We start from the raw sequence: 13363 nt of genomic DNA, 5'->3' as shown, positions 1-13363 counted from the left end.
ACTTATTCGGTATGACGATTTCCGTCACCGCACCAGGGCGCCCACGACCCCGCGCAGCGCGGCCGCCACGTCGGGCGCCGTGACCGGGCCGTCGGCGGCGGCCCGCCGGCCGGCCAGCCCGTGCGCGTAAGCCGCGGCGACGGCGGCCCGCTCCGGCGGCAGCCCGGCCGCCAGCAGCGAGCCGAGCAGGCCACCCAGGACGTCCCCGCTGCCCGCGGTGGCCAGCGCCGAGGTGCCGGTCGGGTTGACCCAGACCTCGCCGGCCGGGGTGGCCACGATGGTCCGGTCACCCTTGAGCAGGACCACCGCGTTCATCCAGGCGGCCAGGCGCAGGGCGCTGCCCACCCGGTCGGCGCCGGGCGCCTCGCCGGCCAGCCGCTTGAACTCGCCGTCGTGCGGTGTGATCACCAGAGGCGCGTTGCGCCGCAGGTCCTTGGCGTGCTTGCCGTCGACCAGCAGGGTCAGGGCGTCGGCGTCGAGCACCACCGGCACCGAGGTCGCGAGCACGCTGCGCAGGGCGACCCGGGCCTCCTCGTCGGTGCCCAGACCGGAGCCGCACACCCAGGCCTGCACCCGCCCGGCGTCGTTGACCTTGGGCACGGCCACCACCGACGGATGGGCGCGGACCACCTCTTCGTGTCCACTGCCCGCGTAACGCACCATGCCGGTCGGGCCGGCCAGGGCGCCGGTCGTGGAGAGGACCGCGGCCCCGGGATAGGTCGCCGAGCCGGTGGCGATGCCGACGACGCCCCGGCTGTATTTGTCGGAGGCCGGGCCGGGCGTGGGCCACCAGCTCGCGATGTCCTCGGCGTCGGGCACCCGCAGGGCCGGATCGGCGCGCAGCACCGGGCCGAGCCCGATGTCGACCAGCTCGACCTGCCCGCAGCGGGGCGCCGCGGCCCCGACGAAGTGGGCCGGCTTGTAACAGCCGAATGTGACGGTGACATCCGCGGTGACCGCCTCGCCGGGAACGTCACCGGTGTCGACCGTGACCCCGCTCGGCACGTCGACGGCGACGATCGGGGCCCGCCCACCCGTACGCCCGTGGAGCGCACCCAGCGCGTCGACGATGACCGAGGCCGGCGGGCGCAGACCGCCGGTGGCGCCGATGCCGACGATCCCGTCGACCACCAGATCGGCGCTGTCGGGCAGATCGCGGACGGTGAACCCGCCGGCGGCCCGCAGCGCCGCCAGGCCGGCGAGATGGACCCGCTCGGGACGCATCAGCAGCGCGCGCACCTGAGCGCCGCGCCGGGCCAGCGCCGCACCGGCGTAGAGCGCATCACCGCCGTTGTCGCCACTGCCGATCAGCAGCAGCACCCGAGCGCCGTAGACCCCGCCGCTCTCCGCCAGCAGCAGCGCGCAGCGACGGGCCAGCCCGGCGGCCGCCCGCTGCATGAGCGTGCCCTCGGGCAGCTTGGCCATCAGCGCCTTCTCGGCCGCGCGCACATCGGCGACCCGCCATGCCTGCCGCATCTCGTCCTCCAGCCTCCGCGGTGTGCCGATGTTCTATGCCCCGGGTACGACAATTTGGCGTCGCCGCTGGTCAGGACTCCGCAACCACCATCGCCGAGGCGATCCCGCCGTCGTGCGACAGGGACAGATGCCACCGGTTGATGCCGCGCTCGGTGGCGGCCGCGGCGACCGTACCGGAGACGGTCAACCAGGGACGGCCGTCCGGATCGGAGACGATCTCGCAGTCGTGCCAGCGCAGCCCGGCCGGGGCGCCGAGGGCCTTGGCCACAGCCTCCTTGGCCGCGAACCGGGCCGCGAGCGACTCGGCCGAGCGGGGATTGCCGGAGCCGGTCTGCCGCTCGTCCTCGGTGAAGAGGCGGACCCCCAGCAGCGGTGTCCGGTCGAGGGCGCGCGCGAAGCGCTCCACCAGAACCACGTCGATGCCGACAGACACGATCACCCGCCCACCCTAGCGGGCTGCGCCGTTAGCACCGGGCGTGGTCGCGCTCAATGCCTGTGGACAACCCCGCAACGGGATCGGGGCGGGTTGTCCACAGGGCCGCCCACGGGCGGCCCGCGGGCCCTACCGTCGGCGCATCCCTTCGCACCGCCTGGAGGCTCCTGATGCAACCCGACCTTGAAGTCGACACCGATGAGCTGCGCCACGACGCCTCGGCCGTGGCCGGCACGGCGTCCCGGATCACGTCCGGGACGGATCAGGCGCCGGTCCCCGACACCACCCCGCGCTGGGCCGCGGCCGACGCGGCCGGCCTGGCCGCGGAGGCGGCCCGCCACCACCTCGCCCTGATCGGGAGCGAGGTGGCCGAGACGGCCCGGCGGATCAGCACCGCCGCCGCGGAGTACGAGCTGGCCGACGCCCGGGCGGTCACCCGCCTGCGGCTGAGCCGATGACCACCGCCGACCCCGGCGTCGTGCACGACCGGCTGCGGGTGACCGACCCGGGCCGGTGGCGGGCGCTCGCGCTCTCCTGGCGCCGCTGGGCCGACCTGGCCGGCCGGCTGGCCGCCGAGCTGACGGCCCGGCTGGTCGCGCTCGGCCACTCGTGGACGGGCGCGGCGTCGGCCGCGGCGGGCCGGCGGCTCGCCGGGCTGCACCGCCGCCTCGTGCTGTTCCGCCTGCACTGCTGGCGCGCCGACCAGGTGGTCAGCGAGTTCGCCGCGGCCCTGGAGCGCGCCCGCGCCCTCCTGTCCCGCGCCTCACCCCCACCCGACGGCTCCCCTGCGGCCGCTGTCTCGGTGGCCACGAAGGCCGACGCCGGCGCGGCCGAGGAACTGGGCTGTCTGGCCGAGGCGCTGCGGACCTCGGCCGAGCCGGAGCCGGGGGCGGCGCGGCCGGACTGCACGGCGTCGCCCGCCGAGGTGCGCACCTGGTGGATGGGGCTGTCGCCGGCGCAGCGGCAATGGCTGCTGGCCACGGAACCGGGGGTGCCGGCCGGGCTCGACGGTGTTCCGGCCGCCGACCGGGACATCGCCAACCGCCTGCTGCTCGACGACCGGCGGGCCGAGATCGACCGGGCCATCGGCGCCGCCCGGGGTGACGACCGTGATCGGCTGCGCGAGGTGCGCGACGGGCTGGCGGCCCTGAGCGATCGGCTGGCCGACGGCGACGGCCCGCGGGCCTACCTGTTGCGGCTCGACCTTGCCGGGGAAGGGCGCGCGGTGGTGGCGCTCGGCGATCCCGACCGGGCCGACACCGTGCTCACCCATGTGCCGGGGATGACGGCCGACCTGGCGTCCTTCGGCGGGGAGCTGGCCCGGGCCGAGCGGGTCGCGGTCCGGGCCGCCGAGCTGGGGCCCGGGCTGGCGTCGAGCGCTGTCATGTGGCTCGACTACGACGCTCCCGACTTCGTCGGCGAGGCCGCGAGCGCGCGGCAGGCCGAGGCGGCGGCGCCGGTGTTGCGGCGCTTCCAGGAGGGGCTGCGGGCCGGGCACGAGGGTGCTCCGGCGCGGCAGACGGTGCTCGGCCACAGCTACGGCTCGGTCGTGGTGGGCCGGGCCGCCGCCGGGCCGGGGCTCGACGCCGACAGCGTCGTCTTCGTGGGCTCACCCGGCGTCGGGGTGGACTCGGCGAGCGACCTGCGGGTGCGGTCCGGGGAGGTCTGGGCGTCGACGGCCCGCGACGACGTGATCCAGTGGGCCGCGGTCGCGCCGGGTGGGCTCGCCCGCGACCTCACCACGGCCGTGGCGGTGCCGTTCGCCGGGCCGTGGCTGGCCTTCGGCCGCCCGGAGGACGAGCTGTGGTTCGGGCGCAATCCGAGCGACCCCGGCTTCGGCGCCCATGTCTTCGCGAGCCGCCCCGAGGGCCACGTCGGCTACTGGAACCCCGGCAACCCGGCCCTCGACACCATGGCCGCCATCACCCTCGGAACAGCCCGATGACCCCGGCCCCCGCCCGACCCCGGCCCCCGCCGCTCGGCCCGCAAGACCGCCACCCCGGCCGCCCAGCCGCGCAAAGCCGGGCTCGGCGGCCTGGCGAGGGCGGGCCGGACAGGGCGGGCCGGACAGGGCTGGGAACGCGAAGGCCGCCCCGGCGCGTGGGCGCTGGGGCGGCCTGGGCGGGCTGCGGGTGGGTTATTCGACGGTGACGGACTTGGCCAGGTTGCGGGGCTGGTCTACGTCGTGGCCGCGGGCGGCGGCGATCTCGCAGGCGAGGATCTGCAGCGGCACTGTGGTCATCAGGGGGGCCAGCAGGGTGGGGGTGGCCGGGACGGCGATCAGGTGGTCGGCGTAGGGGCGGACGTCGTCGTCGCCCTCCTCGGCGATGACGATGGTGCGGGCGCCGCGGGCTCGGACCTCCTGGATGTTGGAGACGACCTTGTCGCGCATGACGCCGCGGCCGGCGGGGGAAGGCACCACGCAGACGACCGGGGTGCCCTGGTCGATCAGGGCGATCGGGCCGTGCTTGAGCTCGCCGGCGGCGAAGCCCTCGGCGTGCATGTAGGCGAGCTCCTTCAGCTTCAGGGCGCCCTCCAGCGCCACCGGGAAGCCGACGTGGCGGCCGATGAAGAGCACCGTCGAGGCGGTCTTCAGGTCGCGGGCCAGGGCGCGCACGTCCTCCATGGAGTTGAGCAGCTCGCGCAGCGCGTCGGGGGTGCTGCGCAGCTTCTCGACCACGGCCGCGACCTCGTCGGCGTACATGACGCCGCGGATCTGGGCCAGGTGCAGGCCGATCAGGTAGGTGGCGACGAGCTGGGTCAGGAACGCCTTGGTCGAGGCGACCGCGATCTCCGGGCCGCCGTGGGTGTAGAGCACCGCGTCGGACTCGCGGGGGATGGTCGAGCCGTTGGTGTTGCAGATCGCCAGGACGCGGGCCTTCTGCTCCTTGGCGTGGCGCAGCGCCATCAGCGTGTCCATGGTCTCGCCGGACTGGCTGATCGCGATCACCAGCGTCGAGCGGTCCAGGATCGGGTCGCGGTAGCGGAACTCCGACGCCAGCTCGACCTCGCACGGGATGCGCACCCAGTGCTCGATCGCGTACTTGGCGACCATGCCGGCGTGGTAGGCCGTGCCGCAGGCGACGATGAAGACCTTGTCGATGTCGCGCAGGTCCTGGTCGGTCAGGCGGACCTCGTCGAGCACGATCTCGCCGCGGTCGGAGAGCCGGCCGAGCAGGGTGTCGGCGATCGCCTGGGGCTGCTCGGCGATCTCCTTGAGCATGAAGTAGTCGTAGCCGCCCTTCTCGGCGGCCGACGCGTCCCAGTCGATGTGGAACTCCTGGCCGAGCGCCGGCGAGCCGTCGAAGCCGGTGATCTGGATTTCGTCGGGGGTGATCAGGACGACCTGGTCCTGGCCCAGCTCGATCGCCTCGCGGGTGTGCTCGATGAACGCCGACACGTCGCTGGCCAGGAAGTTCTCGCCCTTGCCGCGGCCCACGACCAGCGGCGAGTTGCGGCGGGCGGCCACCACCGCGTTCGGCACGTCGACGTCGACGGCGAGCAGCGTGAACGCGCCCTCCAGCTGGCTGACCGTGCGGCGCATGCCCTCGGCCAGCAGCTCCGGGCCCTCCAGGGCGCCGGACTCGCGCAGCTTGCGCACCTCGGCGGCGAGCAGGTGGGCCGCGCACTCGGTGTCGGTGTCGCTGGTGAACTCGATGCCGTCGGCCTCCAGCGCGGCCCGCAGCCGGCCGAAGTTCTCGATGATGCCGTTGTGGATGACGGCGACCCGGCCGTCGGCCGACAGGTGCGGGTGCGCGTTGCGGTCGGTCGGGCCACCGTGGGTCGCCCACCGGGTGTGCCCGATGCCGGTCGGCCCGTCGGAGAAGCCCGAGGCCAGGGCCTTCTCCAGGTTGGCGAGCTTGCCGGCCTTCTTCTCGGTCAGGACGGCGCCGCCGTCGACGACCGCGACGCCGGCGGAGTCGTATCCGCGGTACTCAAGCCGGCGCAGGCCGTCGAGAACGATGCTGAGCGCCGGTCGACCGCCGACGTACCCCACGATGCCACACATGCTCGGCACTGTAGCCGACGTTCGCTCATTCGTCATGCGCGAGAAGCACCCTTTCGAGCACGTGCATTGCGCAAAACGGCCCGAACGGCGGGGGTGGCGGCACCGATCGGCTGGCGCCGCTGGCGTACCGTCGGCTGACGCCCCTTGGACTCCGGGAGTGACGTTGAGCAGCAATCCTGAGCCGCCCGGCCCGCGGCCCCCGACGTTCCAGCCGGGGTCGGCCAAGCTGCCGGATCCGGACTACCCGCCGACGTCGGAGTTCCCGGCGACCCCCTCCGACCAGGTGCCGCCCGGCTATCCCTCGCCCGGCTACGGCACGCCGTACGACCCGTACGGGCCGCCGCCGCAGGCCTATCCGCCGCCGTCCGGGCCGCCGAAGAAGAGCAGCGTCCCGATCGTGGCCGTGATCGTCGCCGTCACGCTGCTGCTGTGCGGAGGCGTCGCGACCGCCGGTGTGCTCATCGCGCGCAACGTCACACAAAAGGCGGAAGAGGCGGTCAAGCCGATCACCGAGCCCGACCTGCCGGCCCTGCCGACCGACGTACCCGGGATCAGCGACCAGATCAGCGTGACGTACGAGGTGACGGGCGACGGCCCGGCCTCGCAGCTGCTCTACGTGGAGACGCTCGGCGAGTCGCCCACGCGGCTCGAGAACGTCACCCTGCCGTGGAAGTTCACCGGCGACATGGACACCCCGGCCCTGCTTTCGGTCACCGCGTTCAGGCTGGGTGCGGAAGGCGGCACGATCAGCTGCCGCGTGCTCGTCAACGGCGAGGAGGTCAAGCAGAAGACCTCCGAGACCGGTACGTTCGGCACAGCGTCCTGCACCCACTTCGCGTTGAGCAAATGAGCTGAGCCAGATGAGCGACCCACTGGTCGAACGGATGCGCCCGTTCGGCACCACGATCTTCTCCGAGATGTCCGCCCTGGCCGTCCGGACCGGTGCGATCAACCTCGGCCAGGGTTTCCCCGACACCGACGGCCCGGCCGAGATGCTCGACGCGGCCGCCCGGGCGCTGCGGGAGGGCGCCAACCAATATCCGCCGCTGCCCGGCATCCCCGCCCTGCGGAGCGCGATCGCCGGGCACGAGCAGCGCTTCTGGGGGCTCTCCCGGGATCCGGAGACCGAGGTCGTGGTCACGGCGGGCGCCACCGAGGCGGTCGCGGCGGCGATCCTGGCCCTCTGCGAGCCGGGTGACGAGGTCGTCTGCTTCGAGCCGTACTACGACTCCTACGCCGCCTCGATCGCGCTGGCCGGCGCCGTGCGCCGCCCGGTCACCCTGCGCCCCGGGCCCGGCGGGCGGTACGCCTTCGACGAGGCTCAGCTGCGGGCCGCGTTCGGCCCGCGCACCCGGCTGGTGCTGCTCAACTCGCCGCACAACCCCACCGGCAAGGTCTTCACCTCGGCCGAGCTCACCCTGATCGCCGGTCTCTGCCAGGAGTACGGAACGTACGCCGTGACCGACGAGGTGTACGAGCACCTGGTCTTCACCGACGCCGCCGAGCCACACGTGCCGTTGGCGAGCCTGCCCGGCATGCGCGAGCGCACGCTGCGGATCTCGTCGGCCGGCAAGACGTTCTCGTGCACCGGCTGGAAGGTCGGCTGGGCCACCGGGCCGGCGGCGCTGGTCTCGGCCGTGATGCGGGTGAAGCAGTTCCTGACCTTCGTCAACGCCGGCCCGTTGCAGCCGGCCGTCGCCGTCGCGCTGGGGCTGCCGGACGAGTACTTCACCGGCTTCCGGGCCGGCCTGCAGGCCCGCCGCGACCGGCTCGTGACCGGCCTGACCGAGGCCGGCTTCGACATCCTGCCGTCCGAGGGCACTTACTTCGTGACCGCCGACATCACCCGATCGGGCGAGGACGGCATCGCGTTCTGCCGCGCGCTGCCCGGGCGCTGCGGCGTGGTGGCCGTGCCGACCGAGGTCTTCTACGACACCAAACAGGCGGGCCGCCATCTGATCCGCTTCGCCTTCTGCAAGCGCGAAGAGGTCATCGACGAGGCAGCCCGCCGCTTGGCCAAGCTTTCTAGCTAGCCGGGCTGGCCGCCCGCACCTCGTCGGCGATGCGCTCAGCGACCGCGCGGGCCTGCTCCTCGCTGGCGGCCTCGACCATCACCCGGACGAGGGGCTCGGTGCCGGACGGGCGCAGCAGCACCCGGCCGGTCTCGCCCAGCTCGTCCTCGGCCAGGGCCACGGCCGCCTGCACGGTCGGGGCGGCCGCGCCGGCCTCCCGGTCGCCGACCTTCACGTTGATCAGGACCTGGGGCAGGGTGTGCACGACCGCGGCCAGGTCGGCCAGGGACTTGCCGCTCGCCGCGAGCTGGGCCATCAGGTGCAGGCCGGTCAGCACGCCGTCGCCGGTGGTGGCGTAGGCCGGCATCACGATGTGCCCGCTCTGCTCGCCGCCCAGGGCCAGCCCGCCCGCGTTCAGCTCCTCCAGCACGTACCGGTCGCCGACCTTGGTCTCGAGCAGCTTGATGCCGTTCTGCTTCATCGCGATGCGCAGGCCGAGGTTGCTCATCACGGTCGCGACCAGGGTGTCGTCGGTCAGCGTGCCCGCGTCGCGCATGGCCAGGGCCAGGATCGCCATGATCTGGTCGCCGTCGACGATCTCGCCCGAGGCGGTCACCGCGAGGCAGCGGTCGGCGTCGCCGTCGTGCGCGATGCCCAGGTCGGCGCCGTGCTCGAGGACGGCCGCCTGCACCTTCTCCAGGTGGGTCGAGCCGCAGTCGTCGTTGATGTTCAGGCCGTCGGGGTCGGCGTGGATCGCGATGACCTCGGCCCCGGCCTCCTCGTAGGCCACCGGGCCGACCTCGCTGGCCGCGCCGTTGGCGCAGTCGACCACGACCTTGATCCCGGTCAGCGAGTGCGGCGTCGAGCCGACCAGGTGCTTGATGTAGTGCTCGGCCCCGTCCAGCAGGTCGTTGACCCGCCCGATCCCGGCGCCGGTGGGCCGGCCGACCAGCCCGTGGCCGTCCTCGACGGCCTTCTCGATGCGCTCCTCGAGCTCGTCGGGGAGCTTGGTGCCACCCGCGGCGAAGAGCTTGATCCCGTTGTCGGGCATCGGGTTGTGCGAGGCCGAGAGCATGACGCCCAGGTCGGCCCCGGTCTGGGCGACCAGGTAGGCCACGGCCGGGGTGGGCAGCACGCCGACCCGCACCACGTTGGCGCCGGCGCTGGTGAGGCCGGCCACGACGGCCGCCTCGAGCATCTCGCCGCTGGCCCGGGGGTCACGGCCGACGATGGCCAGCGGCGGGTGGCTGCCGTCGCTCTCGACGAGCACCCGGGCGGCCGCGACCGCTACGGACAGGGCCAGTTCCGGGGTGAGGAGGTCGCCGTTGGCGAGCCCACGTACGCCGTCGGTGCCGAAGAGTCGCCCCATGGCGGTTTCCTTTCGCCGGGCGGTCCGTGGAGAGAGGGGCCCGCGCCGGGTGCGTCGCGTCGATTCAAGGGGAGGGAACGCAAACGGCCGGGCCGCGGCCCCGCGAGGGGCGCAACCCGGCCGTGTCAGACTCGGCGCAAAATCAGCGCTTCGAGTACTGCGGAGCCTTACGGGCCTTCTTGAGACCGTACTTCTTGCTCTCCTTGACGCGGGCGTCACGGGTGAGGAAGCCGGCCTTCTTGAGCGCGGGACGGTCGTCCGGCTCGTTGGTGATGAGCGCGCGGGCGATGCCCAGGCGCAGCGCGCCGGCCTGGCCGGTGATGCCGCCACCGCGCAGGTTGGCGATCACGTCGAACTGCTCTTCCTTCTCCGCGGTGACGAGCGGCTCACGGATGAGCTGCTGGTGCACCTTGCTGGGGAAGTAGGCCTCGAGGTCGCGGCCGTTGCACGTGATCTTGCCGCTGCCGGGGACGAGACGCACCCGGACGATGGCCTCCTTGCGGCGGCCGACGGTCTGGATGGGACGGTCACCGGGACGCGGGGCGCGGACCGGGGCCGGCGCGGGCGTCTCGACCACGACGACCGTCTCAGCGGGCTCCTCGACGGTCTCGACGACCTCGGGCTCGATGATGTCGGACATGCTGCTGCCTTCTCCCGCGCTCACTGCGCGATCTGGGTGATTTCGAACGGCTGGGGCTGCTGGGCGGCGTGCGGGTGCTCAGCGCCCGGGTAGACCTTCAGCTTCTTGATGATCTGCCGCGCGAGCTTGTTGTGCGGGAGCATGCCCTTGACGGCCAGCTCGATCGCCTTCTCGGGGCGCTTGGTGAGCAGCTCCTCGTAGCCGACCTGCTTGAGACCACCCGGGTAGCCCGAGTGGCGGTAGGCGACCTTGGTCTGCCGCTTGTTGCCGGTCAGGGCGACCTTGCCGGCGTTGATGATCACCACGTAGTCGCCGGTGTCGACGTGCGGCGCGAAGGTCGGCTTGTGCTTGCCGCGCAGGAGGGTCGCGGTGTGGGTGGCCAGGCGGCCCAGGACGACGTCAGAAGCGTCGATAATGTGCCACTGACGCTCGATCTCACCCGGCTTCGGGCTGTACGTACGCACAGAATTACCTTGTCTTGTCGTCGGTCTGGGGTCGCGCGCTGGTCGCGGCGAACGCGAACATCAAGCCTACCCCGAGGGGCACGCTCGCAGCTGTCGCACAACAGCAGGCAACAATACCCGGCCGTGCGGCGCGTGGTCAAAACGTGCAGGGTCCAAACGTGCAGGGTCACAGCGGTCGGCGGTCTCGCCGTTGCCCGCGAAGGGCGGCCCCGCAAAGAGCCCAGGCCGACGTGACCTCCAAACATATGCGCGCCAAGCATACCCGCTCGCCCGAACACGCCCGAGGCCGGTATCCAAGGTCACCGAGGTCACCACCCGCCGACGGTTAGCAGGCTCGAAACAAACGGGACGCATCGGTGAAATTCCGCGACGACACGCTTGGCGACATGGCCATCGGTGCGGAGACCACGACCGAGCGGCCCGGCTCTCGCCGGGCCGCCGCGGGGCGGCGCACTATGGAAGAGCCACCGTCAGGGTTGAGGACGGACCTGACGGTGTCGGCCGAGCCGGCTTCCCGGTTCGGCCAGGAGGAGTCGCGGCGCGCGCCGGCCGGAGGTACGGCGGAGAACGCAGGCGTGACATGGGAGCGGGTCGACGCTGAGGACGGCGGGCTCCGAGCGTGCCCTTCGGTGGACCGGCCGGCCGCGTCGCGACTTCTTCAGAGAACATGACCGACCGTACGGGGGGACCGCGCCGGACGGTGATCTCGGCGGCCGCGCTGGCCGAGCCGGCCGCGTCGCTCTCCGGCTACACGGTCGGCGTCACCGCCGACCGCCGCCGGGACGAGCTGGCGAGCCTGCTGGAAAGCCGCGGGGCCCGGGTGGTGCTCGCCCCCGCGCTGCGCATCGTCCCGATCGCCGACGACGCCGAGCTCAAGGCCGCGACCCGGGCCAGCCTGGAGACCCCGCCCGATGTCGTGCTGGTCACGACCGGCATCGGCCTGCGCGGCTGGCTCGAGGCGGCCGAGGGCTGGGGCCTGGCCGAGCCGCTGCGGGCGGCGCTCACCCGGGCCTATCTGATCGCCCGCGGTCCCAAGGCCCGGGCCGCGGTCCGGGCGGCCGGGCTGCACGATCAGTGGTCGCCCGAGGGCGAGAGCTATGAAGAGGTCGTCGACCACCTCCGGGCCCGCGGCCTGGCCGGCCGGACGGTGGCCATGCAGCTGCACGGCGAGAGCCAGCCCGAGTACACCGAGGCGCTGCGCGCGGCCGGCGCCCGCGTGATCGAGGTGCCCGTCTACCGCTGGGCGCCGCCGATGGACCCGGCCCCGCTGGAACGGCTGGTCGACCTCATCATCGGGCGCCTGGTCGACGCGGTGACCTTCACGGCCGCGCCGGCCGTGTCGGCGCTGCTGCACGCGGCCGGCCCGAACAGCGAGGCCGTGCTCGAGGCGCTGCGCGGCGACATCCTGGTCGCCTGCGCCGGCCCGGTCACGGCCGCTCCCCTGCGCCGGCACGGCATCCCGGTCGTGGCGCCCCCGCGGGCCCGGCTCAGCGCCCTGGTCCGCACGATCGTCGACGAGCTGCCCCGGCGCGCCGTCTCCCTGGAGGTGGCGGGGCACTCCATCACCTTGCGGGGCCACGCGGCCATCGTCGACGGAGAGCTACGCCCGCTGGCGCCCGGCCCGATGGCCGTCCTGCGCGCTCTGGCGTCGGCGCCGGGCCGCGTCCTGTCCCGGGCGGCCCTGCTGCACGCCCTGCCCCGGGGCGCGGACGAACACGCCGTGGAGATGGCCGTGGCCCGGCTGCGGGCCGGCCTCTCCGCCCCCGGGGTCGTCCAGACCGTGGTGAAACGCGGCTACCGGCTGGCCGGCTGAAAGCGCCGACCAAAAAGCTCGGGCCGGCAAGCGCTGGTTTTCGAAAGCGCAACCACTCACGCACGTCGCCGTGGTGGGGTGAGCGTTCTGGGCGCGCCAGCGCCCAGCTCACCCCGCCGCGGCCCTCGGCGGGAGCAGCGATCTGTACTCCCCACCGAGCTACGACCTCGTTCTTGAGCCTTTATCCCACCGGCGCCGGATAGCCGCCTGACTGCTCGGCCACCAGCGTGGCCATGGCGTGCTCGACGACGCCGACCAGCACCTGCTTGACCGACTCGCGATGACGGGCGTCGCACATGATCAGCGGGACGTGCGGCGGGATGGCCAGCGCCTCCCGGACCTCGTCGGGCTCGTACCGGGGAGCGCCGTCGAAGCAGTTCAGCGCGACCAGGTACGGCAGGTGACGGTTCTCGAAGTAGTCGAGCGGCGCGAAGGCGTCGGCGATGCGCCGGGTGTCGACCAGCACCGCCGCCCCGACGGCGCCACGGATCAGCTCGTCCCACATGAACCAGAAGCGGGTCTGCCCGGGGGTGCCGAAGAGGTACAGGATGAGGTCGTCGGCCATGGTGATGCGGCCGAAGTCCATGGCGACCGTCGTGGTCCCCTTGCCGGGCACTTTGGACGCGTCGTCGATCCCCTGACCGGCCGAGGTCATGACGGCCTCGGTGGTCAGCGGCTCGATCTCGGAGACCGCCCCGACCAGCGTCGTCTTGCCGACGCCGAATCCCCCGGCGACGACGATCTTCGCGGAGGTGATCTCTTTGGGTTGCGCCCCCGCCCGCTCAGAGCTTGCGAAGTCCACCTAACACCCTTTCCAGCAGATCCATCCGCTCCGTGAACCCAGTCTTGGGAGCGGCGCTGTGCAACGACAGCAGCCCGTCGGCCACCATGTCCGCGACGAGCACCCGAGCGACACCCAGCGGCAACCGGGAGAGCGCGGAGAGCTCGGCGAGGGACTGCGCTTTCGCCTCGCACAGGACAGCGATGCGGTATTTGTCATGCCCGGCGAACCGGGCCTCTTGCAGAGCGGCCTGGCTCGCGACCAGGACCGCCTCGATCGGGATGTCCCGGCGTGGTTCCGTCCGCCCGCGGGTGACCGCGTACGGGCGCACAAGGTTGCCTCTCGGGTCCTGTGGCTGTCCCATCC

13 protein-coding genes are annotated in these 13363 nt (G+C 73.1%); 5 read left to right on the top strand and 8 right to left on the bottom strand.

Going from position 1 to position 13363, the window contains the following annotated elements; translation table 11 throughout:
• Window positions 1-24: 24 nt before the first annotated feature.
• Together AB0J66_RS21880 and AB0J66_RS21875 are read right to left on the bottom strand one after the other, a co-directional pair.
• A complete protein-coding gene (locus tag AB0J66_RS21880) occupies window positions 25-1476 on the bottom strand; it encodes an NAD(P)H-hydrate dehydratase (RefSeq protein ID WP_364663376.1) in 1452 nt (483 codons plus the stop codon).
• Window positions 1477-1546: 70 nt separating this feature from the next.
• On the bottom strand, window positions 1547-1915 hold the full coding sequence (locus tag AB0J66_RS21875; protein WP_364663373.1) for a holo-ACP synthase: 369 nt from the start codon (window positions 1913-1915) through the stop codon (window positions 1547-1549).
• 164 nt (window positions 1916-2079) lie between these two features.
• On the opposite strand from AB0J66_RS21875, the gene AB0J66_RS21870 reads away from it, so the two are divergent.
• Together AB0J66_RS21870 and AB0J66_RS21865 are read left to right on the top strand one after the other, a co-directional pair.
• Window positions 2080-2367: a hypothetical protein gene (locus tag AB0J66_RS21870; protein WP_364663370.1), complete on the top strand. Its 288-nt coding sequence runs from the start codon at window positions 2080-2082 to the stop codon at window positions 2365-2367.
• Window positions 2364-3854: an alpha/beta hydrolase gene (locus AB0J66_RS21865; protein WP_364663368.1), complete on the top strand. Its 1491-nt coding sequence runs from the start codon at window positions 2364-2366 to the stop codon at window positions 3852-3854. The genes AB0J66_RS21870 and AB0J66_RS21865 overlap by 4 nt, the downstream gene beginning before the upstream one ends.
• A 192-nt stretch (window positions 3855-4046) precedes the next feature.
• Here AB0J66_RS21865 and glmS read toward each other — a convergent pair whose 3' ends face one another.
• Window positions 4047-5918: a glutamine--fructose-6-phosphate transaminase (isomerizing) gene (glmS, locus tag AB0J66_RS21860; RefSeq protein ID WP_364663366.1), complete on the bottom strand. Its 1872-nt coding sequence runs from the start codon at window positions 5916-5918 to the stop codon at window positions 4047-4049.
• 163 nt (window positions 5919-6081) lie between these two features.
• Between glmS and AB0J66_RS21855 the strand changes: the two genes are divergently transcribed.
• Together AB0J66_RS21855 and AB0J66_RS21850 are read left to right on the top strand one after the other, a co-directional pair.
• On the top strand, window positions 6082-6768 hold the full coding sequence (locus AB0J66_RS21855) for an MmpS family transport accessory protein (RefSeq protein ID WP_364663363.1): 687 nt from the start codon (window positions 6082-6084) through the stop codon (window positions 6766-6768).
• Between the two features lie 10 nt (window positions 6769-6778).
• Window positions 6779-7951 carry a pyridoxal phosphate-dependent aminotransferase gene (locus AB0J66_RS21850; RefSeq protein WP_364663361.1) on the top strand — a complete coding sequence of 391 codons (1173 nt, stop codon included), beginning with the start codon at window positions 6779-6781 and terminating at the stop codon, window positions 7949-7951.
• Here AB0J66_RS21850 and glmM read toward each other — a convergent pair.
• The 3 genes from glmM to rplM all read right to left on the bottom strand — a co-directional run bounded on the left by glmM (window position 7944) and on the right by rplM (window position 10403).
• On the bottom strand, window positions 7944-9299 hold the full coding sequence (gene glmM, locus AB0J66_RS21845) for a phosphoglucosamine mutase (RefSeq protein WP_364663359.1): 1356 nt from the start codon (window positions 9297-9299) through the stop codon (window positions 7944-7946). The genes AB0J66_RS21850 and glmM overlap by 8 nt on opposite strands.
• Window positions 9300-9441: 142 nt before the next feature.
• Window positions 9442-9939, bottom strand: coding sequence for a 30S ribosomal protein S9 (gene rpsI / locus AB0J66_RS21840; RefSeq protein WP_360245468.1), 498 nt, complete (start codon window positions 9937-9939; stop codon window positions 9442-9444).
• 20 nt (window positions 9940-9959) lie between these two features.
• A complete protein-coding gene (gene rplM, locus AB0J66_RS21835; RefSeq protein ID WP_364663357.1) occupies window positions 9960-10403 on the bottom strand; it encodes a 50S ribosomal protein L13 in 444 nt (147 codons plus the stop codon).
• Between the two features lie 667 nt (window positions 10404-11070).
• Between rplM and AB0J66_RS21830 the strand changes: the two genes are divergently transcribed.
• Entirely contained in the window at window positions 11071-12216 is a 1146-nt protein-coding gene (locus AB0J66_RS21830) for a uroporphyrinogen-III synthase (RefSeq protein WP_364663354.1), read from the top strand.
• A gap of 181 nt (window positions 12217-12397) precedes the next feature.
• On the opposite strand, the gene AB0J66_RS21825 is transcribed toward AB0J66_RS21830, so the two are convergent.
• Both AB0J66_RS21825 and AB0J66_RS21820 read right to left on the bottom strand, forming a co-directional pair.
• Window positions 12398-13018, bottom strand: coding sequence for an ATP/GTP-binding protein (locus AB0J66_RS21825; RefSeq protein ID WP_097322738.1), 621 nt, complete (start codon window positions 13016-13018; stop codon window positions 12398-12400).
• Complete coding sequence (locus AB0J66_RS21820) at window positions 12999-13361, bottom strand: DUF742 domain-containing protein (RefSeq protein ID WP_364663351.1); 363 nt, start codon at window positions 13359-13361, stop codon at window positions 12999-13001. The genes AB0J66_RS21825 and AB0J66_RS21820 overlap by 20 nt, the downstream gene beginning before the upstream one ends.
• Between the last annotated feature and the right edge of the window lie 2 nt (window positions 13362-13363).

It is taken from the genome of Actinoplanes sp. NPDC049598 (assembly GCF_040675435.1).
Lineage (GTDB): Bacteria > Actinomycetota > Actinomycetes > Mycobacteriales > Micromonosporaceae > Actinoplanes.
The sequence above is the reverse complement of the archived record's forward strand: the minus strand, read 5'-3'. Positions and strand labels throughout refer to the sequence as shown.